The organism is Acinetobacter sp. TY1 (assembly GCF_048551395.1).
In the GTDB taxonomy this organism is placed as follows: domain Bacteria; phylum Pseudomonadota; class Gammaproteobacteria; order Pseudomonadales; family Moraxellaceae; genus Acinetobacter.
Window position 1 is genome coordinate 78,453 of the sequence record NZ_JBLYZK010000001.1, and the last position, 26,415, is coordinate 104,867.

General features: G+C 35.5%; 29 protein-coding genes, 1 tRNA gene and 7 pseudogenes. 25 read left to right on the top strand and 12 right to left on the bottom strand.

The features are described from left to right. Positions 1-64 precede the first annotated feature (64 nt). The gene (locus ACK2M2_RS00320; protein ID WP_409509832.1) at positions 65-712 is read left to right on the top strand and encodes a sterol desaturase family protein; all 648 of its coding nucleotides are present in this window, start codon (positions 65-67) and stop codon (positions 710-712) included. A 254-nt stretch (positions 713-966) separates the two neighbouring features. On the opposite strand, the gene hisF is transcribed toward ACK2M2_RS00320, so the two are convergent. After that, positions 967-1,728 (bottom strand): imidazole glycerol phosphate synthase subunit HisF, encoded by a 762-nt coding sequence (hisF, locus tag ACK2M2_RS00325; protein ID WP_409510007.1) that lies wholly within the window; start codon positions 1,726-1,728, stop codon positions 967-969. A 110-nt stretch (positions 1,729-1,838) separates the two neighbouring features. Between hisF and ACK2M2_RS00330 the strand changes: the two genes are divergently transcribed. The 4 genes from ACK2M2_RS00330 to ACK2M2_RS00345 are packed head-to-tail and all read left to right on the top strand — an operon-like array spanning position 1,839 to position 4,182. Further along, entirely contained in the window at positions 1,839-2,789 is a 951-nt protein-coding gene (locus ACK2M2_RS00330) for a homoserine kinase (RefSeq protein ID WP_419345770.1), read from the top strand. 43 nt (positions 2,790-2,832) lie between these two features. Beyond that, positions 2,833-3,462: a DUF1294 domain-containing protein gene (locus ACK2M2_RS00335; RefSeq protein ID WP_419345771.1), complete on the top strand. Its 630-nt coding sequence runs from the start codon at positions 2,833-2,835 to the stop codon at positions 3,460-3,462. A gap of 30 nt (positions 3,463-3,492) precedes the next feature. Next, positions 3,493-3,870 (top strand): DUF4870 family protein, encoded by a 378-nt coding sequence (locus tag ACK2M2_RS00340; RefSeq protein ID WP_409509835.1) that lies wholly within the window; start codon positions 3,493-3,495, stop codon positions 3,868-3,870. Positions 3,871-3,885: 15 nt separating this feature from the next. Continuing rightward, the gene (locus ACK2M2_RS00345) at positions 3,886-4,182 is read left to right on the top strand and encodes an antibiotic biosynthesis monooxygenase family protein (RefSeq protein ID WP_409509836.1); all 297 of its coding nucleotides are present in this window, start codon (positions 3,886-3,888) and stop codon (positions 4,180-4,182) included. A gap of 61 nt (positions 4,183-4,243) precedes the next feature. On the opposite strand, the gene ACK2M2_RS00350 is transcribed toward ACK2M2_RS00345, so the two are convergent. The 3 genes from ACK2M2_RS00350 to ACK2M2_RS00360 all read right to left on the bottom strand — a co-directional run bounded on the left by ACK2M2_RS00350 (position 4,244) and on the right by ACK2M2_RS00360 (position 6,984). Further along, positions 4,244-5,152 carry a DMT family transporter gene (locus ACK2M2_RS00350; protein ID WP_419345772.1) on the bottom strand — a complete coding sequence of 303 codons (909 nt, stop codon included), beginning with the start codon at positions 5,150-5,152 and terminating at the stop codon, positions 4,244-4,246. Between the two features lie 119 nt (positions 5,153-5,271). Further along, positions 5,272-6,003: a 1-(5-phosphoribosyl)-5-[(5-phosphoribosylamino)methylideneamino]imidazole-4-carboxamide isomerase gene (gene hisA, locus ACK2M2_RS00355; RefSeq protein WP_419345773.1), complete on the bottom strand. Its 732-nt coding sequence runs from the start codon at positions 6,001-6,003 to the stop codon at positions 5,272-5,274. A 324-nt stretch (positions 6,004-6,327) separates the two neighbouring features. Then, positions 6,328-6,984 (bottom strand): hypothetical protein, encoded by a 657-nt coding sequence (locus ACK2M2_RS00360; protein ID WP_419345774.1) that lies wholly within the window; start codon positions 6,982-6,984, stop codon positions 6,328-6,330. A gap of 63 nt (positions 6,985-7,047) precedes the next feature. On the opposite strand from ACK2M2_RS00360, the gene ACK2M2_RS00365 reads away from it, so the two are divergent. From ACK2M2_RS00365 to ACK2M2_RS00395, 7 genes and pseudogenes are all read left to right on the top strand, one after another. After that, complete coding sequence (locus ACK2M2_RS00365; RefSeq protein ID WP_419345775.1) at positions 7,048-7,683, top strand: hypothetical protein; 636 nt, start codon at positions 7,048-7,050, stop codon at positions 7,681-7,683. Positions 7,684-7,693: 10 nt separating this feature from the next. After that, a complete protein-coding gene (locus ACK2M2_RS00370; RefSeq protein ID WP_419345776.1) occupies positions 7,694-8,497 on the top strand; it encodes a phosphodiester glycosidase family protein in 804 nt (267 codons plus the stop codon). Beyond that, positions 8,497-8,895: a hypothetical protein gene (locus ACK2M2_RS00375; RefSeq protein WP_419345777.1), complete on the top strand. Its 399-nt coding sequence runs from the start codon at positions 8,497-8,499 to the stop codon at positions 8,893-8,895. Before ACK2M2_RS00370 ends, ACK2M2_RS00375 begins: the two co-directional genes overlap by 1 nt. 85 nt (positions 8,896-8,980) lie before the next feature. Beyond that, positions 8,981-9,244: a hypothetical protein gene (locus ACK2M2_RS00380; protein WP_419345778.1), complete on the top strand. Its 264-nt coding sequence runs from the start codon at positions 8,981-8,983 to the stop codon at positions 9,242-9,244. 698 nt (positions 9,245-9,942) lie between these two features. Next, a complete protein-coding gene (locus ACK2M2_RS00385; protein WP_419345779.1) occupies positions 9,943-10,338 on the top strand; it encodes a PAAR domain-containing protein in 396 nt (131 codons plus the stop codon). 15 nt (positions 10,339-10,353) lie between these two features. Beyond that, positions 10,354-10,692, top strand: a pseudogene (locus ACK2M2_RS00390) (PAAR domain-containing protein); the annotation flags it as partial. An 875-nt stretch (positions 10,693-11,567) separates the two neighbouring features. Further along, positions 11,568-11,993: a hypothetical protein gene (locus ACK2M2_RS00395; protein WP_419345780.1), complete on the top strand. Its 426-nt coding sequence runs from the start codon at positions 11,568-11,570 to the stop codon at positions 11,991-11,993. A 199-nt stretch (positions 11,994-12,192) separates the two neighbouring features. Here the strand turns inward: ACK2M2_RS00395 and ACK2M2_RS00400 are convergent. Further along, positions 12,193-12,483, bottom strand: a pseudogene (locus ACK2M2_RS00400) (hypothetical protein); the annotation flags it as partial. A gap of 294 nt (positions 12,484-12,777) precedes the next feature. Here ACK2M2_RS00400 and ACK2M2_RS00405 point away from each other — a divergent pair. The 5 genes and pseudogenes from ACK2M2_RS00405 (at position 12,778) to ACK2M2_RS00425 (ending at position 14,947) form a co-directional block, all read left to right on the top strand. Next, the gene (locus ACK2M2_RS00405; protein WP_419345781.1) at positions 12,778-13,068 is read left to right on the top strand and encodes a hypothetical protein; all 291 of its coding nucleotides are present in this window, start codon (positions 12,778-12,780) and stop codon (positions 13,066-13,068) included. A 15-nt stretch (positions 13,069-13,083) separates the two neighbouring features. After that, positions 13,084-13,425 (top strand): annotated as a pseudogene (locus ACK2M2_RS00410) (PAAR domain-containing protein); the annotation flags it as partial. A 300-nt stretch (positions 13,426-13,725) separates the two neighbouring features. Then, a pseudogene (locus tag ACK2M2_RS00415) lies at positions 13,726-14,172 on the top strand (glycoside hydrolase family 19 protein); the annotation flags it as partial. A gap of 12 nt (positions 14,173-14,184) precedes the next feature. Next, the gene (locus ACK2M2_RS00420) at positions 14,185-14,565 is read left to right on the top strand and encodes a hypothetical protein (protein WP_419345782.1); all 381 of its coding nucleotides are present in this window, start codon (positions 14,185-14,187) and stop codon (positions 14,563-14,565) included. 116 nt (positions 14,566-14,681) lie between these two features. Further along, positions 14,682-14,947 (top strand): annotated as a pseudogene (locus ACK2M2_RS00425) (lysozyme inhibitor LprI family protein). 119 nt (positions 14,948-15,066) lie between these two features. Here ACK2M2_RS00425 and ACK2M2_RS00430 read toward each other — a convergent pair. Next, positions 15,067-15,309: pseudogene (locus ACK2M2_RS00430) on the bottom strand (hypothetical protein); the annotation flags it as partial. Here ACK2M2_RS00430 and ACK2M2_RS00435 point away from each other — a divergent pair. Continuing rightward, complete coding sequence (locus tag ACK2M2_RS00435) at positions 15,301-15,621, top strand: hypothetical protein (protein WP_419345783.1); 321 nt, start codon at positions 15,301-15,303, stop codon at positions 15,619-15,621. The pseudogene ACK2M2_RS00430 and the gene ACK2M2_RS00435 sit on opposite strands and share 9 nt — an antisense overlap. Then, the gene (locus ACK2M2_RS00440; RefSeq protein ID WP_419345784.1) at positions 15,614-15,976 is read left to right on the top strand and encodes a lysozyme inhibitor LprI family protein; all 363 of its coding nucleotides are present in this window, start codon (positions 15,614-15,616) and stop codon (positions 15,974-15,976) included. Before ACK2M2_RS00435 ends, ACK2M2_RS00440 begins: the two co-directional genes overlap by 8 nt. Positions 15,977-16,056: 80 nt before the next feature. Here the strand turns inward: ACK2M2_RS00440 and ACK2M2_RS00445 are convergent. Then, positions 16,057-16,239, bottom strand: a pseudogene (locus ACK2M2_RS00445) (IS1 family transposase); the annotation flags it as partial. Between the two features lie 25 nt (positions 16,240-16,264). On the opposite strand from ACK2M2_RS00445, the gene ACK2M2_RS00450 reads away from it, so the two are divergent. Both ACK2M2_RS00450 and ACK2M2_RS00455 read left to right on the top strand, forming a co-directional pair. Continuing rightward, entirely contained in the window at positions 16,265-16,771 is a 507-nt protein-coding gene (locus ACK2M2_RS00450; RefSeq protein ID WP_419345785.1) for a hypothetical protein, read from the top strand. Positions 16,772-17,079: 308 nt separating this feature from the next. After that, a complete protein-coding gene (locus ACK2M2_RS00455; RefSeq protein ID WP_409509849.1) occupies positions 17,080-17,493 on the top strand; it encodes a transcriptional regulator in 414 nt (137 codons plus the stop codon). A gap of 71 nt (positions 17,494-17,564) precedes the next feature. Here ACK2M2_RS00455 and ACK2M2_RS00460 read toward each other — a convergent pair whose 3' ends face one another. The 3 genes from ACK2M2_RS00460 to hisB form a co-directional block, all read right to left on the bottom strand. After that, entirely contained in the window at positions 17,565-18,089 is a 525-nt protein-coding gene (locus ACK2M2_RS00460; protein WP_419345786.1) for a DUF805 domain-containing protein, read from the bottom strand. A 157-nt stretch (positions 18,090-18,246) separates the two neighbouring features. Next, positions 18,247-18,864: an imidazole glycerol phosphate synthase subunit HisH gene (gene hisH / locus ACK2M2_RS00465; protein ID WP_419345787.1), complete on the bottom strand. Its 618-nt coding sequence runs from the start codon at positions 18,862-18,864 to the stop codon at positions 18,247-18,249. Then, complete coding sequence (gene hisB / locus ACK2M2_RS00470) at positions 18,864-19,457, bottom strand: imidazoleglycerol-phosphate dehydratase HisB (protein WP_409509852.1); 594 nt, start codon at positions 19,455-19,457, stop codon at positions 18,864-18,866. Before hisB ends, hisH begins: the two co-directional genes overlap by 1 nt. Before the next feature lie 104 nt (positions 19,458-19,561). On the opposite strand from hisB, the gene ACK2M2_RS00475 reads away from it, so the two are divergent. From ACK2M2_RS00475 to ACK2M2_RS00490, 4 genes are all read left to right on the top strand, one after another. Further along, the gene (locus ACK2M2_RS00475) at positions 19,562-19,939 is read left to right on the top strand and encodes a GNAT family N-acetyltransferase (RefSeq protein WP_419345788.1); all 378 of its coding nucleotides are present in this window, start codon (positions 19,562-19,564) and stop codon (positions 19,937-19,939) included. Between the two features lie 246 nt (positions 19,940-20,185). Further along, a tRNA-Phe gene (locus ACK2M2_RS00480) sits at positions 20,186-20,261 on the top strand. Between the two features lie 241 nt (positions 20,262-20,502). After that, the gene (locus tag ACK2M2_RS00485) at positions 20,503-21,237 is read left to right on the top strand and encodes a class I SAM-dependent methyltransferase (protein WP_419345789.1); all 735 of its coding nucleotides are present in this window, start codon (positions 20,503-20,505) and stop codon (positions 21,235-21,237) included. A 224-nt stretch (positions 21,238-21,461) separates the two neighbouring features. Further along, positions 21,462-23,108, top strand: coding sequence for a GMC family oxidoreductase (locus ACK2M2_RS00490; RefSeq protein ID WP_419345790.1), 1,647 nt, complete (start codon positions 21,462-21,464; stop codon positions 23,106-23,108). 119 nt (positions 23,109-23,227) lie between these two features. Here ACK2M2_RS00490 and ACK2M2_RS00495 read toward each other — a convergent pair whose 3' ends face one another. Continuing rightward, a complete protein-coding gene (locus ACK2M2_RS00495; protein ID WP_409509856.1) occupies positions 23,228-24,748 on the bottom strand; it encodes an acetyl-CoA hydrolase/transferase family protein in 1,521 nt (506 codons plus the stop codon). Positions 24,749-24,953: 205 nt separating this feature from the next. Beyond that, positions 24,954-26,414 (bottom strand): ATP-binding protein, encoded by a 1,461-nt coding sequence (locus tag ACK2M2_RS00500; RefSeq protein WP_419345791.1) that lies wholly within the window; start codon positions 26,412-26,414, stop codon positions 24,954-24,956. Between the last annotated feature and the right edge of the window lies 1 nt (position 26,415).

The following is a 26,415-nucleotide window of genomic DNA, read 5'->3' on the forward strand; positions in this document are numbered from 1 at the left end:
TTTAGGGTCAAGATTCATCAAATTAGCAGGGGTATATTGAGTGATATAAAGAGGAGAGCTGATAATGATTAAAGGTTTTATTGCCGGCATTGTAATTGCCAATGGCTTTGAGTGGTTTGCACATAAATATATTTTGCATGGTACGCATCGTACAGGAAAGCCACGTTTTAGCCCTGTACCACATAGTATGAAGTCACATTGGGAACATCATCGTGAAGTGAGAAAGCAAAGTTTTTTTGATGATGGTTATGTCGAAGGTTTATCAAATTGGCGTACAAAAAATGAAGTGATATCTTTAGCTGTTGTGGTTGCAGCATTTGGTACAGCATTTTTACCTGTTTCAAAAGGTATGGCACTTTCAACCGTCTATTGTGCCTGCAATTATTATTATATTCATCGTCGTTCACATTTAGAACCTGATTGGGCGAAAAAGACGATTCCATGGCACTATGATCATCATATGAACTCAAATCAAGATGCCAACTGGTGTGTGACCAAGCCTTGGTTTGATTATATTATGGGAACACGTGTGGTGTCTTCAATAGATTTAAAAGAGCAAAATCCATTGGGAATAACCTTACCAAAACCTGTAGCAAAATGGTTGTCAAAAACAGTGGAACAGTATTTTCCTGTAAAAATGTTGGCGGCTGAAAACATCAAAATGCTTGAAACTGAAGTTCAAGCGGATAATCGTGTCGATGCTTTATCTTAAAGTTTAAAAATCACAAACTGTCGTGTATTGTCATAAAAATAGGCGTAATTGGTCAATATCTAGGTATATGGCTGATATATATTGGATTTGCGAGTAAAAGTGAATGTTTATTTTTTTAAAGATTTGAAAGCGTATTTCTTATCTTTTCTCAGTTAATAGGGAGTCTTAGGGCTCCTTTTTTTTATCTTTTTTTTATCTGTTTTGAGTGTAAAAAAGAGTGTAATTTTTACACTCTTTGGTCTGCATTTTTTAAATTATAGACGCATCTCAATACCTTGATCAGCAAGATATTGTTTCGCTTCAGGAATGGTATATTGACCGAAGTGGAAAATAGACGCGGCTAAAACGGCATCTGCACCACCATGTAAAATACCATCGGCTAAATGTTGTAAATTACCTACACCACCTGATGCAATTGTTGGAATAGTCACTCGATCATTGATTTGACGCATTAGCGCAAGGTCGTAGCCAGCTTTAGTCCCATCGGCATCCATTGAGGTTACGAGTAATTCGCCTGCGCCATATTCAGCCATTTTCACAGCCCATTCAATTGCATCAATCCCTGTTTCTTTACGACCGCCATGGGTGAATATTTCCCATTTGTTGTCACCAGTTTTTTTCGCATCAATCGCAACGACAATACATTGTGCGCCAAAGCGTTGTGATGCTTCTTGTACAAATTCAGGATTATAAATTGCTGCAGAGTTGATGCTGACTTTGTCTGCACCTGCATTGAGTAATAAACGGATATCTTCAACTTTACGTACACCACCACCGACAGTGAGTGGAACAAAAACACTTTCAGCCATACGCTCTACAGTGCGATATGTCGTATCACGACCATTTGAGGTAGCGGTAATGTCTAAAAAAGTAATTTCATCTGCGCCTTGTTCATTGTAGCGACGTGCAACTTCAACAGGATCGCCTGCATCACGAATATCAAGAAATTGAACGCCTTTCACCACACGACCGTTATCTACGTCTAGGCAAGGAATAATACGTTTAGCGAGCATAATTTTTTCCAAAAATAACAGTCGATTATGAAACTAAGCTACATAGGTGCTACACCTTGGTAACTCAAGAGGGTATTCTATCAAACTTATGTAAGTTTTTTCGCAGGTTTTATATGTCGGTTTATACCACTTTGAGTTTAAAGGAAGTTCAGGACTTCGCAGCACCTTATGGACTGGAGGTGAATGATCTGATTCCGATTCAGGGCGGTATTCAAAACACCAACTATTTTATTGTATGTACAGATGCAAAACAGTATGTTTTGACCTTATTTGAAAACCTTGATGAACAGGGCGCAGGTGAGTTGGTTCCTGTACTTGAACATCTTGGGCAGCAAGGTTTGGCTGTCCCTGTACCATTAAGTCATAGTGGTAAAGCGATTCATGAATTAAAGCAAAAACCTGCACAAATTGCACCTCGGATGTTGGGTGATCATCCGATGCCTGCATCACTTGAGCAAACACAAGCGATTGCAATTGCTCAAGCTAAAATGCATGTAGCATTACAAAACTTTCCTTTGGTTCGTGCTGAGGCGCGTGATCATGCGTATTGGTACAATGTTGCACGTCAGATTAAGCCTACACTAGATGATTCCGATAAGACTATTTTGAATAATTTATTGGGTTTATATGAAGTTTTGACAGTGATGTATCCTGATCGACCGAAAGGTTTAATCCATTCAGATTTATTCCGTGACAATACTTTGTTTGAGGGGGAGGAACTGACAGGTATTTTAGATTTTTATGAAATGAATCAAGATGAATTGTTGTTTGATATTGCGATTACGCTCAATGATTTCTGTACTGAATATCCTGATGTAACGTTGAATGAAGATAAAGCACAAGCATTTCTTGAAGCTTATGAAACGATTCGTCCTTTAACTTCAGATGAAAAATCGTGTTTAGAGTTGTATTTGGCAATGGCTGCAGGGCGTTTTTGGATGATGCGTTTGCAAGTGGCTCAAATTAATCAAGCTGAAGGTCGTACTGGCGATGATATTTTGCAGAAAAATCCGCAAGAAATGCGTAATATGCTGATTGAACGATTAAAATTCGTCACAGCTTAACGGTTTTTCACCTAGTTTTAGGTCTATGAATAAAGAGGTTTAAATGCGCGATCAAGGACGTTTAGTAGAATGGTTTGATGATAAAGGTTACGGCTTTATTCAACCCAATGATGCAAGCAAAGATCGTGTATTTTTACATATTAAAGACTTTGCACAGCGCGGTCCTCGTCCAATCGAGGGTTGTGCTTTGGAATATATGGTCCAGCTTGATGGTCATGGACGCTATCAAGCCAAGCAAGTGACGTATTTAAAAGCTTCGCAAACAAAGAAAAAATCTGCACAGTCTAAAAGTAATTATGCTGCGGCACAGAAACAAAAATTACAACCTATGCAAATTGCGACAGTAATTTATATCATTGCTTTGGCAGGATTGAGTTTTGCTGGTTTATTGCCAAGTCTAGTTTTACTCTTTGTTTTTATTATCAATGCGATGACGTATTGGTTTTATGCTCAAGATAAAGAAGCGGCTCAGCAAGGTGAGCGCCGTGTACCTGAAAATACATTACATATCTTATCCTTTTTGGGTGGTTGGCCATCTGCGTGGTTAGCACAACAACGTTTACGACATAAAACGCAAAAACAACCGTTTCGCAATATTTACTTTTGTACAATTTTTCTAAATCTATTATTAATAGTATGGTTGGTTTCACCTTTAAATACCTTCAAAATTTAATCTTTTGGAAATGCGATTGGAGATAAAGATATGGATTCAAATAACAGTAAGTCATTAACTTTTATTCTTTATATTTTATATATGATTGCAATTTTTTCGGCAGGAATTTTGGCTGTCATCGCATTGATTATTAACTACGTTAAATTGGATTCAGTCCGAGGTACGATTTATGAAAGCCATTTTAAATGGCAAATTCGTACCTTTTGGTGGTATTTGATTTGGAATATCTTAGCCTTTGTACCTTTTTTCTTTTTGTTCATGACATTAGATAATCCAAATGCATTTGCGGGTGTTGCATTTGCTGGCACTACTTTTTGTGTAGCGGTCATTTTTATTTCTTGGATTTGGATTGTTTACCGAGCTGTACGTGGATTAATTGTGTTAAATGAAGATAAACCTGTTCCTTAACGAGATTCATATTTCATGATTATTGAGCATGTACATTTACACGTAAGTGTGGGGCAATCTGCTGCGTTTGAACAGGCATTTAATATTGCCAAAGAAATTATTCAGCAAGCCGCAGGTTTCCAACAGTTACAGCTCATGCAACATCATACGAATGTAGAGCATTATATTTTACAGGTGCATTGGGATACGCTTGAGCATCATACAGAAGGCTTTAGAAAATCTGAGGCGTATTTAGAATGGAAGGCATTGCTTCATCATTTTTATGATCCAATGCCGAATGTTGAATATTTTAAGCCATGTGATTTTTTATAAAGTGCTCATAAAGACATCTGTCGTAAATTTTCAAGTGAGATCATAAGCCATTTTGAAAACATTATGGCTTTATCTCTTTTTCCATTTTTTGTAAAAATTTTGGCTTCCACTCACTGACCATCACACCAAGTACCACGAGTAAACCACCAAATAAAGCAATTATCGGTAAACGCTCACCTGCGATTCGCCCAAAGATTGCTGCCCACACAGGTTCGCCTGCATAAATGATGGCAGCTTGTGAAGGATCGACTACGCGTTGTGCCCAATTCATTGCCAGTTGAATGCCTGCACTCGCACAGCCAAGCCCAATGAGAACCATTAATAATCGCCAATCAAACATGGGTAATTGTGTTTCACCAATGCAAGGTGCAAGTAAAAAACAAAATAATGATGCAAAGACTAGTTGTAATACGGTCACTCGGCGGACATTCACTGAACCAGCAAAATGACCGATCAATATAATCTCAAAGGCAATCGCAATTGAGCCAAGTAGTGTCAAAATTTGCCCATCATTCAGTTGAATAGAGCCAAAACCATTTCCTGTTAAAAATACTAAGCCAATAAAAGCCAAACCTGCGCCGAGCCATGTCATTAGATGGGTTTTAGTTTTAAAAATGATCCAAACAAAAATAGGTACTAGTGGTACATAAAGCGCAGTTAGAAATGCAGACTCACTACTACTGATGGTTTGTAGCCCAACGGTTTGCGTACCATAGCCAATTGCAATGACAGCACCAATACACGCACCTGCAACAATTTCTTTTAAATTGAAGCCTTTTAAATTTCGCCATGAAATAATACTCACGGCAATGGCAGCCGCTGCAAAACGTAAAGCGACAAATAAAATAGGGCTGCTAAAGTTCAGACCATATTGCACCGTTAGGAAACTACCACCCCAAATAATGGTAATAAAAATTAGAACCAATTGAGGTGCTTTGGATTGCATCCAAGGGCTTAAAAATGTAGACATGGGAGCTAAAATGAATCTTTCGGTAAAATGATAAGGCTAGTTAACAATGAAAATAGAACATTATCACAAAGAAAAAAGAGGTCATATCGACCTCTTTTTGGGTTTAAATACGGAGTGACTTAAAGCGACTGCGTATCTAAAAGTAATTGTGCTTCACGTAAGTTCAAAGTGTTCTCGTAAATGGCACGACCAGTAATCGCACCTAAAATACCGGGTTGACCTTTTAAGTTGCGAACGTCATCTAGGTTAGTTACGCCACCTGAAGCAATCACAGGTAAACCAGAATATTCAGCAAGATGAACGGTTTGTTCAACGTTTACACCTTGCATCATGCCATCACGGGCAATGTCGGTATACACAATGCTTGATACGCCTGCATCTGCAAAACGTTTCGCAAGATCAGTCGCTTTAACATCTGTAACATTCGCCCAACCATCAGTTGCAACCATGCCATTAATAGCATCAATACCGACAATGATATGACCTGCAAATTTCTTACATGCTTCTTCTACAAATTCAGGGTCTTGAACTGCTTTTGTACCAATGATGACAAAAGACACACCTGCATCTAAGTAGTGTTCAATGGTTTCGAATGAACGAATACCGCCACCAATTTGAATAGGTAGTTCAGGCTGTGCTTTACAGATCGCTTCAACCACAGGCTTATGAATAGGCGTACCTGCAAAAGCACCATTTAAATCAACAAGATGTAGACGGCGTGCACCTTCATTGACCCAATGCTGTGCAGTGGCTACAGGATCATCAGAAAATACAGTATCGTCTTCCATACGACCTTGTTTTAAACGAACACATTTGCCATCTTTCAGGTCAATTGCAGGGATGATCAGCATGCTTTCGCTCCTTGCCTAATTTCATAAGGAATTTATTGGCGCTAATCTTAGCAAAGTATTGATCAATTTCTAAGTGCTAGTCATGGATTTTATTGCCAAGAAAGCCCAATTTTCCTAATGATGAAGCCAATTTTTCTATCGTAGTGGCTAAATTGAGCCTCTAGCGTGTAATTCTTGATAGAATAAAAGCGTAGCATAGGCATCTGCATATTCTATTTGTTGTTGGGTTATATAAGAGCATTTATATGCTAATCTTAAATGAAACCATCTGATAGCAATACTTTCAAAGGTTCTAAAAGTATTTAAAATAATTAATCGTTTATTTCAAATAAAGTTTCTATTATTTTCAATGTATTGATAAAAATAGTGATCTTTAGTTTGAAAAAATATATCAAAGCTACTGCTCATCCAAGAGTCAATATGACTTTGTTTTTCATATATTTTTGCAATGGCTGAAATATAATAATCAATCCAGTCTTCGACTCGAGTGAATGAAGATCGGGGGCGAGGATTGGCATATAAAGTTTTTAAATGTTCTGTAATGCTTTGAATATTTTGATTGAATAGCCAAATGATTAAGTCATTTTCTTTAAATTCACTGGTTTGATACAAACCAGACTCTTCATTTAATTCTACTGCAAAAAGTTTTGCTCCATTTTCACTATAACTGGAGTACAAAATTTTAGATAATTGAATTTGTTCATGCTGTCCAACTTCCATCTCTCTAATTTGTCTTGAAATATTCAAGCATGCAGGGAGCTTTTCAAGGTCAGATTCAGCATTATTGATAAAGAGGCGAATGGCTTTATCAATGACATAGTGTTCACCTGTACCAGTGATAATTCCACTATGCCATGCATATAGTTTTGAATCTTCATATTCTTGATATTCATCTAATTTTTTATCTTTTAAAAGAAGATGCTTGTTGTCGATTGCTATAACAATACTGTCTCGAAGTTGAATGGCAACAATAAAAGTCATACTTATAAGATTATTAAGTTATACTAAATTAATTCTATCTATAAAATTACAAATGGCATAGTCATGGCTGGTGGTTCACAAATTATTATTTCCTCTGATGGTATAATTATAAAAACACCTGGGGAGTTTAAAGTTTTTGCAGGGCAACATATTTTCAATGAAGCATCAGTTGCTAGCCTAAAGGCTACACATCTACAGCATTTACTGCCTCCATGTGATGTAATTCCTAAAGCTAAAATAACTCCTGATGTTCATTTTCCTGTAATGGGAATTCTTGCTCGAATAGAACGTTTAGATGGGGAAAAAATAAATTCAACAGATAAGTTATTGATTAATGGTTCTCCACTAAAAGAAGTTTGGATTGCTGAAAATGGAGTTGCCTACTTTATTCCTCCTAAGAATATTCCAGAAGTGAAAAATATTGAAATTAACGGAGAACCTTTAAATTTAGAAAAAAATTTAAGGCAATTTCATACAAATGAAGAGGGTGTTGATTCAATTTCAGAGCAGTTCAACATATTAAATGAAGCAACAGAACAACATAAAAAGCAATTTTCTAATAAAAGATCAGATATTGTAATAATGCAAGGCTTATCTAGATATCATTATATATTAAATTACATTGAAAACTTAAACTGGGATTTGAAAAGTCAGGAATATTTAATAAAAATTATTACGAATTTAAAAACAAAAAATTAAAGGATTTAAAATGTCTAATATTGAATATAGAATAGATAATGGGTTCCATGTTATAAAAATTAAAGGAAAGTCTAGATTAGTACCTATAGTTCGTGAAGAAGAAGAGTTTTTTAGTGATACTGTAATTCGAGCACAATCTAAAGCAAAACTAACAGTCTGCATTAATGCATGTTGGTATAGCTTAACAAGAGATGGATATATTGATGTTGTTGCTGGTCATGATCCAGTACCAGCTAAAGATTCAATTAATCAAGGTTTTGTATTATTAGGTACTGGTAAATTATATGGTGGTAGTTCACCTTTAATGTTCTACATTGCTCAAAAGCAAGACTATAGTTGGTATATGGGGCAAGGAGATCTAAATAATAAGCAAGGATTTTATACTGGAATAGGTGGGCTTTGTCCCTTAATTGTTAATGGATTAAAATATGGAATAAGTAATACATATAATAAGACTTTGACTGGTGCTGTGCTAAAAGGTGAACCTTTACCACAACATAAAAAATATTTAACACAAAGAAGTAATTCAAAATATGCTGCACTTCATGCAGGTGACAATAGAAGTGGAAGAGCTGGGTTAGGAGTATCTGCAACAGGAGAAGTTATTATTGTTGCTCAGGAAAATGGCACTGGAGGAGCCACTACTTATGATGATTTTCGAGATATATTTGTGAAAAATGGTTGTGTTAATGCTGGGTCTACTGATGGAAGCGATTCAGTTTTCTTATGGTATGACGGTAAATTTAAATTTACAGCAGGAAATGATAAGGATGAGTCGCAAACAATAGGTATAGGGATTAGAGCAGAAAGCTAATGTTTAGAAAAATTTATTTGGTTTTAATTATATCCTTAATTACAATATTTTCATTCTCTATTGTTAATGTATATTGTCCTTTTAAAACTTTTGGAATATTTGATGTTTGGCTAATGCAATTAAATGGTTTTAAAGAATATTATTTCTTTAGTTACGGGTTTTTAAAAAATTTACTATTATTGTTTGTTATTTATTTAACAATTTTTTATAAATCAAAAATAAATAATAAGATTATATTTGTTTCCACAATGGTATTATTGACTTTATTGGGGGTTTTTTTATTTAAAACAAATATAAGATTAAATTTAGATTTTAGAGAAACCCCTCCAACAGAAGAACTGGTTGAAAAAAAAATATCTATCTTCATGCTGAGTAAAGAAGTTGAATGCAATTATTAAATTTAACTATAAAATAGATACTTTGAAATCTATATTTCAATAATGAGAACCTATGTCTATTGATGAATGATACATTAATAAAAAAATGAAAAAATTAAGTATAGGACTAATCCTTATGATCTCACTATTTGGTTGTAGTAATTCTAAAGCTAAACATCAAGAAAAATTCTTAAAACACATTCATGAAAGCACTCCAGAGCCGTATAAAGAATGTATGGTTACATATATTAAAGATCATTTGAATGAAGTATGGAGCACTTATAACAAGGAAAAAACAAGAGAAGCTCGAGGAGAAACGGATATTGTTAATTTCATGATTGAAAAATATTTATCTGAATGTAAAAAATAATAAATAGCTCGATGCTTTGAAAAATGGCTAAAGCCATTTTTCAAAGTCGGGCAACTTTGCGACTGTTATATTTATTTGGTCGTGACCAAGAGCAGGGCAAAGTACCGCCTGAAATTATTTAGGGTCAATCACACAGTAATCTTTGTCTATTCCATGACAGTTATTTTTCATAATCCTTACACATGCTTTTCCATCACAATTTTTGATGTCTAAGCTGTTTTTCTGTTCTAGCCATGCAACGTCTGATCTAGGTTGTTGAATCTCGTCCAAACTAGGTACAGATAGAAATATTACCAAAAATAAAATGATGACCAAGGTAACAAAGGTACTGGCATAGAGCGTAACGAATTGATAGTTCAATCGGAGCTTGTAAATTATTTTGTCTAACTCCTAAATACAGCATTTTTCATGCGCCTATAAAATATAAAGTTGCTCGTCTAAATTATCATTTGGATTGGTCATCTAAATCTTCCACTACCCATTTTAGGGGATGTTCTGCGGAGTTCTTACTCAGTTAATTTCATTTAGTCGCAACAGAAAATTTATAATCATAGAAAAGGGCGGAGATGCGCAAAACTTTTATAGCAGATAATTGCTCGTAGGCATTTGCTCGGTTCTCATTGGAAATGATTTATGTATTACTTTTTCTTAATTGCTTTTTATGTTAACTTTGTCACAATAATTTTAAGAATATAAAAATGACTAGTCCTATCTTTTCTCATGAATTACCTATTGAACAAACTCTTAATGCTGAACAGCTTTATTACGATAATAAACCTCATACAACTTATTATTTAGCTGTTAATGGGGCTAAGACTAAACAAGGTGGTTTATTGAAAGCATCTTCGGATGTTTGGAAAATTAAGAGCTTATCTATTGGTCGTGTTGGGGATGATGTGATTTATGCCGATGGCACAATTTCTAAAATTATTTCAGGTGCAGGTGACGTTTGTATTGTTGAAGGGGCTTCTGTGGCATTGGCTGGTAGTCGTTTAGAAAATGGCGATGAAATTGTGGATAGTTCTGCTACAGGAATCACGATCCGTATTTTTAAAGATCAACCAATACCTAAGAATTTTCTTAGTCATGACTAAATTTTAAGGGCTGAGATAATGAAAGGTTTTGCGATTCACAATGCACCGACTGATCACGGTGGAATTATTCCTTCTACACAGTTAAGAAGTTCTCAAGAAGGTAATACTTTTGTCAGAGCAGGAGATGGGCATTTCTGTCCTAAATGTAAGTGTTGGTCAACCGTTATCAAAAGCAATGATCATGTCATTTTTGATGGGAAGGCAGTGGCTTTTGTAGGGGATTCTTTGACCTGTGGAGCGAAAATATTATATCAACAATCGCATGTTGTTGGTGATGCAGGGGGCGGAAGTTCGGGTAGCTCTGCTCGATCAAGCTCTCAGCCTGTTAATTCTCAGCAAAATTTAACTAATAGTTTGGTAGATGATAAAGAAAAAAAAGAAGAAGAAACTTGTGCTTGTAACAGGGATTTAACAATTGCAGAACTTAAAGGAATAGCACCCCTAGCAAAAAAATCAGAAGAGTATTTGCAAGCGTTAAATGAACAATTTAAAAAATATAAAATGACAAGCTGTTTAGAAAAATCTCATTTTTTATGCCAAGTTCTACATGAATCTGGTTCATTTAAATATTTAGAAGAAATAGGTATTTCAGATGCAGAAGAAGCTTCTAGATATAAAGGTTATAAAGGTAGAGGACTAATCCAATTAACTGGTCCAGGTAACTATGAAAATTATGGAAAATATGCCAATGAAAACTTTCTTGGAGAAAATAGGAAGAAAATAGCAACTATCCCTAAACATGCAGTTGGTTCAGCAATATGGTATTGGCATTATGGTAAATCAATAGATTTAAGTACATTAGTATTAAAAAATGATTTTATCGGTATTACTGCTTTAATTAATGTTGGATTTAATGGTTGGAATGATAGAAAACAATACTTTGATAAAGCTATTACACAGTTAAAAATTCTGAAATGCAAAAATACAGAACCCAAAATATTGGCAAATATTTCTAATTTTGATTTCAATACAAGTTATACATATAAAAATATGACGGGAGAGTCTTTTGGTTGGGGATTATGGAATGATCCGGAACGTCCAACAAATAAGGGAAAAACTAAAGATGTTGCTCAAGCAAAACTTGGATACCAAAGATTTTTAGAAATGGCAGAAGGTAAGGAAGCGCCATTTGGTTGGAAAAATAAAAGTAAAAATGAAAAAAGTTCAAGATATGGTTTTTCAGCGGATAAAGCTGTTGTTTGGGCTAAAAAAAGAATAGGTGAAATAAAATGAATAAGATTATTTTGATTTTTTCTATTTGTATTTTTAATTCATCATTATTTGCTAAACCTATTGAACCGTATCGCTGTATCCCGACATCTAATAACGGATTTATTCTATTTAATTCAAAGAAATTTCCTAATTTAGATTCAATTATGTATTACCCATATTTGAAGCCTATTAAAGTTAAATATGTCAAAAAAATCGCCATACCAACGGATGAGGGAAGACCATATATTTTGAAGCAAAACTATATAGAATATATAAAAGGAAAGCCTTCAGGAACTTATGTAATTGAAACTCAAGGTGCATTAATCAATGGTATTTCATATAAAAATAATAAAGGTTCTACTCTAGAATTTGAGCCTAATTATGATATGGATTATGAAATTATAAATAATAAGCTAAAGAAAAATAATATTTTTTGCGAGTAAATAGAGCCTATAAATTATCGGATAAAGAAAAATCAAAAAATTTCTCTAACTCTAAGATAAAACTAACTAATTAGGTATGTTAATTTAAATAGCTCGATGCTTTGAAAATAGGCTTTAGCCATATTTCAAAGTCGGGTAACTTTACATCTGCTGTATTTATTTGGTCGTGACCAAGAGCAGAGCAAAGTACCGCCTGAAATTATTTAGGGTCAATCACACAGTAATCTTTGTCTATTCCATGACAGTTATTTTTCATAATCCTTACACATGCTTTTCCATCACAATTTTTGATGTCTAAGCTGTTTTTCTGTTCTAGCTATGCAACGTCTGATCTAAGTTGTTGAATCTCGTCCAAACTAGGTACAAATAGAAATATTGCCAAAAATAAAATGATGACCAAGGTAACAAAGGTACTGACATAGAGCGCAACGAATTGATAGTTCAATCGGAGCCTGTAAATTATTTTGTCTAATTCCTGAATACAGCATTTTTAATGCGCCTATAAAATATAAAGTTGCTCGTCAAAATTATCATTTGGATTAGTCATCTAAATCTTCCACTGTCCATTTTAGGGGGATGTTCTACGGAGTTCTTGCTCAGTTAATTTCATTTAGTCGCAACAGAAAATTTATAATCATAGAAAAGGGCGGAGAGGAGCAAAACTTTTATAGCAGATAATTGCTCGTAGGCATTTGCTCGGTTCTTATTGGAAATGATTTGTGTATCACTTTTTCTTAATTGCTTTTTATGTTAACTTTGTCACAATAATTTCAAGAATATAAAAATGACTAGTCCTATCTTTTTTAATGAATTACCTATTAAACAAACTCTTAAAGCTGAACAGCTTTATTACGATAATAAACCTCATACGATTTATCATTTAGCTACGAATGGGGCTAAAACAAAACAGGGTGGTTTGGTGAAAGCATCTTCGGATGTTTGGAAAGTTAGAGGGTTATCTGTTGGTCGTCGTTTAGAAAATGGCGATGAAATTGTGGATAGTCCTGCTACAGGAATCACGATCCGTATTTTTAAAGATCAACCAACACCTAAGAATTTTCTTAGTCATGACTAAATTTTAAGGGCTGAGATAATGAAAGGTTTTGCGATTCACAATGCACCGACTGATCACGGTGGAATTATTCCTTCTACACAGTTAAGAAGTTCTCAAGAAGGCAATACTTTTGTCAGAGCAGGAGATGGGCATTTCTGCCCTAAATGTAAATTTTGGTCAACCGTTGTTAAAAGCAATGATCATGTTATTTTTGATGGTAAGGCTGTGGCTTTTGTAGGGGATTCTTTAACCTGTGGAGCTAAAATATTATATCAACAATCGCATGTTGTTGGTGATGCAGGGAGCGGAAGTTCGGGAAGCTCTCAGCCTGTTAGTTCTCAACAAAATTTAACTAATACCTTCGTTGATGATAGAAAAGAGTGCTTTTGCACAAAAGATATTACTTTAGATTTATTACAACAAATACTTCCTAAAGAGGCTTTATCCAAAGGGCTATTTAACCGATCTCAATATCCCAAAATTAAAAATATGGATGTGAGTAAATTCTTAGAATTAATTAATAAGTATATGAAAGAATATGAAATAAATACTTGTATGAGGAAAGCCCATTTTCTCGCCCAAATTTCATGCGAAGGTGATCACTTTAGGACTACTGAAGAATATAAAAATAGAAATGGTTCTATCCCTAGTGGATGGAATGGCTATTTTGGTGGATCTGCTTATCATGGTAGAGGATTAATACAACTAACACATAATACAAATTATGCTAAATATGGTGCGGCCGTTGGGGTGAAATTTACTCTTGCTAATTTAGATCTAGTAGCTTCTGATCCTGACCATGTCGTACATTCTGCTACATGGTATTGGTCTAAAGGTTCAATTTGGGGTAATGGTAATACATACTCTGATTTAGATGATTTGCATTATGTGACTATACTTGTCAACGGAGGATTTAATGATTACTGTGGACGTAAAGCTAACTTATTAAAGCTAATACCACTTATGAAAATTAAGGAGTTATGCTCAAAAGTTAAAGATAAAGAAATAGGTAATTATAGCTTTTCGACAAGTAAGTTGAGTCAAAGTAAGGGCGGTAAAAGTACATGGCTTCGATATCATACAAACAAGAATTTAGTTTCTAATGTCAGTTGTGAATCTAAATGAGTATTAAGTAATATGAAATTCATTCCAATAATTGTATTTTTTGCTACGAGTACTGTGTTTGCATCTGATATGGATACAATCCATTTAAGCAAAGCGAAAAATTTTAATGTAAATAACTGTAAAGTCATTAACTCTGCACGGATAGCTATTTCATCTAAAGTCAGTGAATTTAAAATTAATACCGATGATTATCTTCTGCTTGAGCTTTTAGGTAGAGACTCTATTCAATGTTATTCCTTTAATTATTATCCTGATATTTCTCCATATTTAGACTTTAAAGTGAAGAAAAACACGTTATACATTATTGAAATGTCAGGAACAGCATCAAGTGGGAACTGGATTAAACAACGTTATAATATCAATATTAAGAATATGTCCTTGATAAAAAAGTAAGTCGAATTCACATTATGAATAGCAAATTTTATTTATTCATTTTAATAATGGTGTTTGGTAGCACTTTGGCGTTTGCCGATGCAGACTATCAAGTTAAATGTGTTCCAAACAGTACAATGCACAATGATATTTTAGGTTGTTATATTGATGAGTATAGGGTTGCAGATAAAAAGCTCAACATAGCTTATAAGCAAAAAATGGCTGATTTAAAAAAAATCGAAAGGAAGAGTTGCAACGATTACAACGTAATTGGATTAAAGAGAAAAAAAGTAAATGTGTAGTGGATGAAGTTAATTACGGACGTGAAAGTCACTTTGATGCTATGCAGTGTGAAATTGATATGACTTATGATCGCATTAAATTTTTAAAAAAATATAAGTAATTTCAATAGTAGCTCGACGCTTTGAAAATTGGCTTTAGGCTTATTTCAAAGTCGGGCAACTTTGCGACTGCTGTATTTATTTGGTCGTGACCAAGAGCAGAGCAAAGTACCGCCTGAAATTATTTAGTGTCAATCACACAGTAATCTTTGTCTATTCCATGACAGTTATTTTTCATAATCCTTACACATGCTTTTCCATCACAATTTTTGATGTCTAAGCTGTTTTTCTTTTCTAGCCATGCAACGTCTGATCTACGTTGTTGAATCTCGTCCAAACTAGGTATAAATAGAAATATTGCCAAAAATAAAATGATGACCAAGGCAAAAAATGTACTGGTATAGAGCGCAACGAATTGATAGTTCCGCAATGGGCTGTTGATATTTATCCCGAATTGCTTAATTTACACCCACATTGTCAAGGTGCTTTACTTTCATTGGTATTTAACAGAGGAAAGGGATTACAAGACCCTCCACCAGGTAAAAAAGGTCTAACGCGTAAACATATGCGACAGATTAGTGAAGCCCTTAAAAGTGGTAAAATTGAAACAATTCCTGATACTTTACGAGATATGGCTCATTTCTGGGAAGGTGGTTCAGCTCCTGGATTACCTCCACGTAGACGTGGTGAGGCGGATTGGTTTGAAAAAGGAATGAAATGTGATTGTTATGAATAAAAAACCATTATTTGGAATATTATTGCTTTTAACAACATCTTGTTATGCTGATTCTATTAGTTCAGTTTGTTCCCTAAAAGAACCAAATCAAATTGAAATGATTGAATGTGCTGCACAAAGATATGATAAGTACGACAGTAATTTAAATATTGTTTATCAACACAAAATAAAGCAACTTACTAAAGTTAAAGCAAGCGAATTAAAATCTTTGCAAAGGGTTTGGGTTTCTAAAAAAGAAGCTAATTGTAATATTTATTTTGAAGAAGAAAGTGGCTCAAATGGTCGTTTAGAAAGCTTAGAATGTTCTACAGAAATGACACAAGAAAGGATTAAATTCTTAAAAAAATATAAGTAATTTGAATAGTAGCTCGATGCTTTGAAATATAGCTAAAGCCATTTTTCAAAGTCGGGCAACTTTGCGACTGCTGTTAAATCCCGCCTAATTCGATGCCTTATTTTACAATTATTACCTTCAATACCTACGGTAAAAAACTTAGCAATACTTTGCTTACAGTTTTTAAAACCAGTGATGAAACCGTACCAATCATCACTTGCGATTTGGGTGTAATGAATACCCAATTGTTTATTCTTTTTGTTTCCTACCAAAGTCCAGAATTGGACAAGTTTAAAAAGGTTATGAAGTATGATCAATGTAAAAATAAAAAATAAGTTTTTTTTAATATTTATAGGCTTATTTATTTCAATTTCTTGTGAGGCAAAAGCTAAAGATTACAGTTGTTCCACTGTTGGAAAAAATAAAATATGTCTGTTTGAGTATACAGATAAGTATGGAGAAAATGCTTATCGTTTAAAAATAGGAAATACTGATTATTATAAAATTTCATATTATGACAACGCTAAATTAAAAAAAATAAATGAAGAAAGTGTTGAAGTTTCAACAAATTTTTCAGACAGAGGAAATATTGATATTTCTACATTAATTCTATTGAAGAAAAATAAACCATTTCTGCAAAGAATAAGTAGCAGTAGTCGAATAAATGAATCGCCATATGGAGCAATTGAAAATTGTAAGGTTTTTATAAAAACATATTTTTCTAAAGATATAAATTTTTATGTTGATAAATATATTTTTGATTTATCTGATAAAGAAAAATCAAAAATTTGCTCTAAGATAAAACTAACTCATTAGGTATGTTTAAAATATGGTCTAGAGGAGTTCAGAATCGTAGGAATATGGATGCTAGAATGTTTATAAATGCAGAAAATGGTTACACCATGCTTAATGATGCACCCAAAAAGAAATCATTAACGCTTAATTTTCTAATGGAAATTTATATTCATACAATTAAATTATTTTTTCTATACACTGTATTTTATCGGGAAGTTTATTTTTAAGTGCTAACACAGGCAATATTCACGATGAAGAATTAGAATGTTTATAACAAATTTTGCTGAAAAAATGATAGTTTTAACGCATTGAAAAATGGAGATTGTTTTATGTCAGATAAGGATGATGATTTATTTGTTGAAGGTGCTAAGCGTCTAAAACAACTCATTCAAGAAAAAAATATTAAAGCATCTGATCTCGTGAGTGTTTTGGAATCCTCAAAAGGTACCATGAGTAAATGGCTACAGAACTCAACACCCTCGAGCGCACAAAGTTTAGTTGAGTTGGTCAAACTTGTAGGCATGACAGAACGTAGAAGCAGTGATACAAAGCAAGATAGCCGAGCTGATCTGGTTGCCAAAGCTTATGCTGAGTCTGAGCTTGATTTGAGTCATGTAACGATGGAGCAACTTATGGGTGAAATTAAAGACCGTTATGCGGCATTGAATTTAAAAGCCGACATTAAAATTAGCGTTCAACCGATTGAAGGCGGTTTTGTCATGCGTGATGAATCTGAAAAGTGATGTTGTAATCACATTTCAGATTGAGTTGGCTATCATGGTGTTGTATTTAAAATAGCTAAATTTATGAGTTTTTATAAAAATTTAAAAACTTGAACTAAAGCGACAATTAGACTAAGTCCAATTAGACTAGTGAAAATAATTGAGATCCAAGCAAGGATATATTCCCATTTTTTTGTTGGGCGTGGATAGCCGAAATCATTTTTGCCTTCATCACCAATGTTCATAGAGAGCCATACGATAAAAAATAGATTTACAATGGGGATGAGGTTAAATAAGGAAAACCAACCTGATTTATTGAAATCATGTAAACGCTTAATGGAAAAAACAAACATAAAATACATAAAAATAAAATTAATCAACGAGCCAAAAGCATTGATCGGAGCAATGGCATTTATAATTTGATCTGCTGTTTCAGGTGTGGCTTCATTCATAGTGAAGAGTACGCTAATACTGCTCCAATAGATTGTAATCACAATGGCAAAACAGATAAACATGATTAAGGTGATGAGGAAGTTCCAAGCAATGTAGGTCGCACGACCACAACGACCATCAGCAACATAAGCAGAAGGTTGATTTGTTTTATTTCTATTTTGCATAAATACTCTTTATTATTCTAAATAATATGTGGAATTGATCTTGAAAATAAAAATACGATTATTTCAAAATATTGTTATCTAACTATAAAAAAAGATCAAGTAACCGAAGTCACTTGATCTCTGTATTATGGATTTTCAGATATGAAGGAAATCTAAATTATATTTTCCATTCCACAAAGTTTTTCAATAACTGTAATCCTGCCGTATGACTTTTCTCAGGGTGGAACTGTGTTGCAAATAAATTTTCTTTATGAATTGCAGTACAAAAATCTAAGGCATAATTACAGGTCGCTGCAACTAGGCTTTGATCTTGTGGTTGAACATAGTAGCTATGTACAAAATAAAAGCGAGCATCTTGCTCAATGTCTTTCCACATTGGATGTGATGGATCGGCTTGATGCACCTGATTCCAACCCATATGGGGCACTTTTAAGCCTTCAACATCAGGGAAATGCTTTACAGCACCTTTGAAGATGCCTAGCGCATCTGTACCGCCATTTTCTTCGGAAGTTTCAAGCAATGCCTGCATACCGACGCAAATTGCTAAAACAGGCTTATTGAATGCAGCATGGCGCACAACTTCATCAATACCAGCTTCATGCATGCCTTGAATACAGTCACGCATCGCACCAACACCCGGAAATACGATCTTATCAGCTTGGGCAATGAGTTTTGGGTCATTGGTTACATCAACCGTTGCGCCAACATGTTCAAGTGCTTTGGCAGCAGAATGTAGGTTTCCCATGCCATAATCAAGAAGGGCAATACGGGTCATTACAAAGATCCTTTTGTTGATGCCACAGTATTTTCAGCACGTGGATCAATTTCACATGCCATACGAAGTGCACGAGCAAAGGCTTTAAATACACTTTCAATTTGGTGATGGCTGTTTTTACCTTTCAAATTGTCAATATGTACAGTCATGAGTGAGTGATTGACGAAACCTTGGAAAAATTCTGAGAATAAATCGACATCAAAACGACCAATCATGGCACGAGTGAATGGAATATCCATAAATAAACCTGGACGACCCGATAAATCGACCACTACACGGCTTAAAGATTCATCAAGCGGTGCATAAAAATGACCGTAGCGTTTTAAGCCTTTTTTATCACCCAAAGCTTGAGCAAATGCTTGACCTAAGGTAATTCCACAGTCTTCAACGGTATGGTGATCATCAATTTCAAGGTCGCCATCGCACTCAATATCAATGTCAAATAAGCCATGACGCTTGATTTGATCAATCATATGGTCTAAAAATGGAATACCTGTATTGAGGGTGCCTTGACCCGTACCATCCAAATTCAAACGAACTCGGATTTTAGTCTCGTTGGTGTTTCTTACAACTTCACTGATACGTTGCGCCATGGACACGTTCCTCAAAAGACGTCAAAAATAAAACCTTGATGTAAAAATGTTTTTTCGTGGTGACGAAAATCACCGCATATTAGATTGCTCTGGAGGGTTAATCAATGCCTATTACCGTACATGCTAAAACTTCGCTTGAAAATGAGGAAGTTCGCAATCAGCTTGAGCGATTGTACGACACAAGTCCTGAATTCGGTGATGGTAAAGATGCAGTAGAACAACTTGAGCAAAACTTAGCTCAGTATACCTTACTTTATACTGCAGAATTTAATACAAAGATTATTGGTGCACTTTGGTGTACTGGTCAGGGTGAAAGTAAAGTCCTTGAAAATATTGTGGTGCATCCTGCCAATCGAGGGCGTGGTGTAGCAGAGCGTTTGGTTGAAGAAGTCTGTCGTATAGAAGAAGAAAAAGGTGTGAAAGTTTTTGAACCAGGCTGTGGTGCTATTCACCGTTGCTTGGCACATTTGGGCAAAGTTTAATTTTAAGAATCTTGTTCTCATCAAATGCATGAAAAAACAGCCGAAAGGCTGTTTTTTTATATGTACTCAAAAGTCATAGGACGTATAGATGTATTATAAAAGTAGTTCTAATACTAATTTATTGAGTGAAATATCACCGAATAATACATTATTTGAGAAAAGTTGATGTAAAAACAAACTATTGATTAAATTAATGCATTTGAATACTTGACGTGTACGGGCTTAGATTGTTTAATACGACCCATCGGCGTGATAGCTCAGTAGGTAGAGCAACGGATTGAAAATCCGTGTGTCCCCAGTTCGATCCTGGGTCTCGCCACCATATTTTAAAAAATCCTGAACAATGAACTTGTTCAGGATTTTTTTCGTTATTATCAGATGACTAATGATTTACAGCCTATCGAGCAAACAATTTTCAGTATACGCTCAGTACAAAATTAAGTTTGTATCTTATCTATTGGCTTGGCATTACAAGAGTTTGAAAAATTGTCGAACAGGATGCATTCTCTTGTGATAAAAACAGTGTAAAGTTTTTCTTAAATAGAAAAATAAGAATGAAGCATATGAAAGATTTATTTTCTCAGAATAGCCAACTTTACAAACAAGCTCGACCAGATTATCCGCATAGTGTGATTCATGAAATTTTAAAACATACGCCTGAACATAGTTTTGCATGGGACTGTGGTGCAGGTTCAGGGCAGTTTACTCAGCTTTTGGTACCATATTTTGAACAGATTGTGGCAACTGATTTGAGTGAGAGCCAATTACAATCTGCCCCTTATTTTGAAAATGTCAGTTATCAAATTCAAATTGCTGAACAGACAATATTCGCCAATCAAAGTTTTGATCTTATTAGCGTTGCTCAAGCGATTCATTGGTTCGATTTTGAAAAATTTTATGCAGAAGTTAGGCGCACATTAAAGGTAAATGGTCTGCTTGCTATAGTGGGTTATGGCTTACTTGAGATTCAAGATCAGCAGGTCAATACGATGATTCAAGCACTGTATTATGAAAAACTTGCTGGCTGTTGGGATGCAGAGCGTCGGTATATTGATGAAGCGTATCAAACGATTCCATTTGATTTTGATGAGATTACTGTTCCTAAATTTTCAATGACTTATCAGTGGACAGCAGCGCAATTACTCAAGTATTTGAGTACATGGTCGGCAATAAAAAATTATCAAGATCAGTATGCTGAACATGCATTGTTAGATTTAGCTGAATATTTACAAGATTTAGAGCAAGAATTTGAAATCACATTTCCTGTCTTTTTACGCTTGGGCCGAGTAAAAAAGTAGCAGAAAAAGTTTTATGAAAAGAAAAAATAAGATTTAACGATGTTTTTGATTTACATCTTTATGGGTTCAAGCCATATATAAAAAATACTGCGTCCGAGTTGAAAGTTGTGTATAAATAACAAGCTGAGTCGCGTTTAAAATAAATAGATGTTTTCAGTATTTGGTTGCAGTAAATGATGGGTTAAAAAGTAAAATTATTAAAATAGAAAGAAAAGGACTATGAAATGAATCAACAGGAATTTGATTATATTGTCATTGGTGGTGGGAGTTCAGGCTGTGTTTTGGCAGGTCGTTTGTCAGAAGATCCGAATGTATCTGTATGTTTGTTAGAAGCCGGCGGTGGTGGCGATGGGTGGAAAGTTGAAGTGCCCTGTGCAGCCGTGATCAGCATTCCCACTAAAATCAACAATTGGGCTTTTGAAACAGTACCGCAAAAAGGTTTGAATGGTCGTAAGGGTTATCAACCGCGTGGAAAATGTTTAGGTGGTTCTTCTGCGATTAATGCCATGATTTATATTCGAGGGCATCGTCAAGATTATGATGGTTGGGCGACATTGGGTAACGAAGGTTGGTCTTATGATGACGTTTTGCCATATTTTATTAAATCTGAAAATAATGGACGTATAAAAAACCAATATCATGGCAATGACGGCCCTTTATCTGTTATTGATTTACATAGCGAAAATCCGCTACAAGAAAAATATATTCAAGCTGCTCAAGAGCAAGGTTATAAAATCCTAGATGATTTTAATGGCGAAGAACAAGAAGGTTTAGGCGTTTACCAAGTCACACATATTAATGGTGAGCGTTGTAGCTCCGCACGTGCTTATTTATTTCCACATCTAGAGCGTCCAAATTTAACAGTTGAAATTCATGCGCAAACACATCGAATTTTGATTGAAAATGACGTGGCTGTTGGTGTTGAATATAAAAAAGATGGGCAATTAAAGCAGATTCGTGCCCGTCGTGAGGTGTTGCTCAGTGCAGGTGCTATGCAGTCACCACAAATTTTGATGCTTTCAGGTGTGGGAGATCAAAATGAATTAACCCAGCATGGTATTGCTGTGAAGAAGCATCTACCTGGGGTGGGAAAGAATTTCCATGATCATCCCGATTTTATTTTTGGCTATAAAGTCAGTCAAATTGAAGGCACTTTTGGTTTATCCATTCCGGGATCAATTGATTTGGTCAAGCAAATTGGGCGTTATCGAAAAGAACGCCGTGGTTTGATCACAACCAATTTTGCGGAATGTGGTGGATTTATTAAAAGTTCAATAGAACAAAAGCTTCCAAATTTACAACTGCATTTTGTGGTCGCACTTGTTGATAACCATGCTCGTACCATGCATACAGGGCACGGTATTTCTTGTCATGTATGCTTATTAAATCCAAAAAGTCGGGGCACGATTAAAATGAGTGGGCCGAGTATTGATGACCCTTTGCTCATTGATCCTGATTTTTATGGTGATGAGTCAGATTTAGAAGAAATGGTCAAAGGCTATAAGATAACCAAGCAATTGATGGAGTCTAATGCATTTAAAAGTATGATTAAGGAAGATTTATTTACCTCTAACGTACAGACAGATGAAGATATTCGTCAGGTGTTACGTGATCGCTCAGATACGGTCTATCACCCTGTAGGCAGTTGTAAGATGGGTGTTGATGACATGGCAGTTGTAGATGCGCGACTGCGTGTTTATGGGGTGCAAAATTTACGTGTAGTCGATGCTTCGATTATGCCTTTTGTGGTGAATGGTAATACCAATGCGCCCGCAATTATGATTGCAGAGAAAGCGGTGGATATGATTCGTCAAGATCAAGCGAGTGTGGCATTTGTAGAGAAAAAAGAAAAAGTTGTTGAGGTAGTTTAAGCGATAGAGAATGTGAATGGTTAGATCCCCCTCCTTTGGAAAAGGTGATGAGCATGCTTCGAAAGGGCGTAAAAAACGCCCTTTCGGGCGTTCTTTATTCCTCAATCAATACCAAAATCTTATGCAGATTTTTTCTCTTGAGTTTGAGCAGTCAACATATGACCTGTTTCTTCGAAGTTAGAGTGCCAAGAAAGTGCTTCACGAAGAATGTGAGGCGTTTGACCACCTTTTTCACATGCACGATCGAAGTAATCATTTAATGCATCACGGTACATTGGATGAGCACAGTTGTCGATGACAGCACGAGCACGTTCACGCGGTGCAAGACCACGTAAATCAGCAAGACCTTGTTCAGTTACAAGAATATCAACATCATGTTCAGCATGGTCAATGTGAGATGCAAATGGCACAACAGAAGAAATGTCGCCACCTTTTGCAATTGATTTAGTCACAAAAATTGCAAGGTGTGCATTACGTGCAAAGTCACCTGAACCACCAATACCGTTCATCATTTTCGTACCACACACGTGAGTAGAGTTTACGTTGCCGTAAATATCGAACTCAAGCGCAGTGTTGATACCAATAATACCTAAACGACGAACCAATTCAGGATGGTTTGAAATTTCTTGTGGGCGTAATACAAGTTTGTCTTTGTATTGCTCAAGGTTATTAAATACTTTTTCGCCATATTTAGCAGAAAGCGTAATAGAAGAACCCGAAGCGAATTTCATTTTACCCGCATCGATCAATTCAAAAGTACAGTCTTGAAGAACTTCGGAATACATCACTAAGTCTTCAAATTTAGAATCTTTAAGACCTGTGAGTACTGCATTCGCAATCGAACCAATACCTGCTTGTAATGGGCCTAGATTTGGCGGTAAGCGGTCTTCAGCCACTTCTTTTTCAAGAAAAGCGATCAGGTGGTTTGCAATGCCTTGAGTCTCATCATCAGGTTCAGTCACAGTAGATGGAGAGTCATGGAGTTCACTATTAATCACGATACCCACGATTTTAGATGGGTCAATGTTGATTGCAGGTGTACCAATACGCTCATCCACTTGAGTCAACGGAATTGGTTGACGTGTTGGACGATACGTTGGGATGTAAATATCGTGTAAGCCTTCGAATGCAGGGCTTAGGTTGGTGTTGATTTCAATAATCACTTTTTCAGCGAAAATTGCAAAACTTGCTGAGTTACCTACAGAAGTCGTTGGAATGATGCCACCATCTTCAGTGATCGCAACAGCTTCAATGATTGCAACATCAGGTTTTTTCAACTGAAGGTTACGCATTTGTTCAACAGTTTCAGACAAATGCTGATCGATGAACATCACTTCGCCTTTGTTGATGGCTTTACGTAAAGTATTGTCTACTTGGAACGGTAAACGGCGTGCTAAAACACCTGCTTCAGTCAGTTTTTTATCTAGATCATTACCTAGACTTGCGCCTGTAATTAATGTGATTTTTAAAGGATTCTCTTGTGCTTGAGCAACAAGTGCCAAAGGCACTGCTTTTGCTTCACCTGCACGAGTAAAACCACTCATACCAACAGTCATGCCATCTTGGATAAAGGTAGCTGCTTGCTCTGCGCTCATCACTTTATTGTGGAGTGATGCTAAACGAATACGATCTAAAGACATGGTTTACGCTCAATTCTTGTTCAAAACTAGACGGATTGTACCGCCATCAAACTGAATTGTGCATGCCTCTAATGCTAAGGTCTAATTTTTTCAATAAATGTAGGTATAAATATTGGTGATGTGTTTTAAGTTGCTATTTTTAAATGAAATAATAGTGCCTGCTTGATAATTAAACGATACTGGGTGTTGCTTTATTGAACGACCATCAAAAATGATCGCTAAGTGTTTGTTTAATTTTTTGAATTGTATTCTGTGGCACATCTTCCTGCTCAGTTTCTTGTCGAAGCGGCAATGAAATAATTGCTTCAAGTCCACCTTCAGGTCGATTGTGAATATATAATTCACCTTGGTGTAAATCGACAATTCGCTTCACAATGGCAAGACCTAAACCGCTTCCTTGTACTGTTCTAGCGGCATTACCACGAACGAAGGGTTGCATTAAATCACTAATTTGGTCTTCAGGAATACCTTCGCCATGATCTGAAACACTAATTTTAATATGATCATTTTCAACTAAAGCACTTAGGTTAATGGGCTCAGCACCATAGCGTTTGGCATTGTTAATTAAGTTACCAATCATACGTTTAAGCGACAACGAGCGAGCTTGGATGATGGGTAGAGATTGCGGTGTATAACGTACATCAAGGGGTTTAAACTGAATAACAAGCTCTTGTAGCATGTTGTTGATATCGGTGTCTTGAATTTCTTCATCCGAACCATCTCGCATATAAGAGATAAATTGATTCAAAATTGCATCCATATCATCGACATCATAAATCAGACCTTCTTTTAAAAAGTCATCATCAGGCATCATTTCAGCGCTCAGGCGAACGCGGGTCAATGGAGTACGTAAATCGTGAGAAATGCCTGCGAGCATAATTTGGCGGTCACGCTCAGTTTGTTCTAGCGTATAAATCATTTGATTAAAGGCATGATTTACCTCTCGAATTTCTTGAGGTCCATGATTGGTTTCAAGATAGGGCGCTTTGCCTGTTTTACTATAGCTATTGGCTGCATTTTGTAATCGGTGCAATGGGCGATTCAATTGGCGGACTAAAGTTAAAATAATGGCAGCAGAGATCAGAGGAATTCCCAATAACCAAGCTAAAATAAGTTCAGGGCTATAGTTCGCATAAGTTTTGAGCGGTTCACGCACCCAATTACCATTCATTTCAGGGGTTTGTACCCAAATGCGCGGACTCGGTTTAAATTGGAAATAGACCGTCACATCTTTGATATTTAGTTCTGTTGCAAGCTGATGCTCAATGCGACTCGTAAAAAAGTCAGCAATCAGTTTATCTTTAACGTTGGGAAATTCTGCTGGATCGGTGACATATTCAACACCGACACGCTGTTTGAGCCATTCATCTGTATCAAGCTGTTGTTCATCATGATAAATCTGTAGGCGAGGGTTATTGACCATTTCTAATTCAACTGCTAAAAAGCGAGCATGTTGTTGAATCTCTGGTAAATATAGAGTTTTCCAAAAGAACCAAAAAGACATAAATAAACTGAAAAATACTACAAATAAAACCAATACCGTTGTTCGCATTGCTGCTGAACGTGGCTTGATTTTGTCGAGAAAACGCTCTGAAGCTGTGCGTTTTTTTTCAGAATATGCAGCGAATTCAGTAAATTTTTGAGGATCAATGGGCTCTAATTTCACA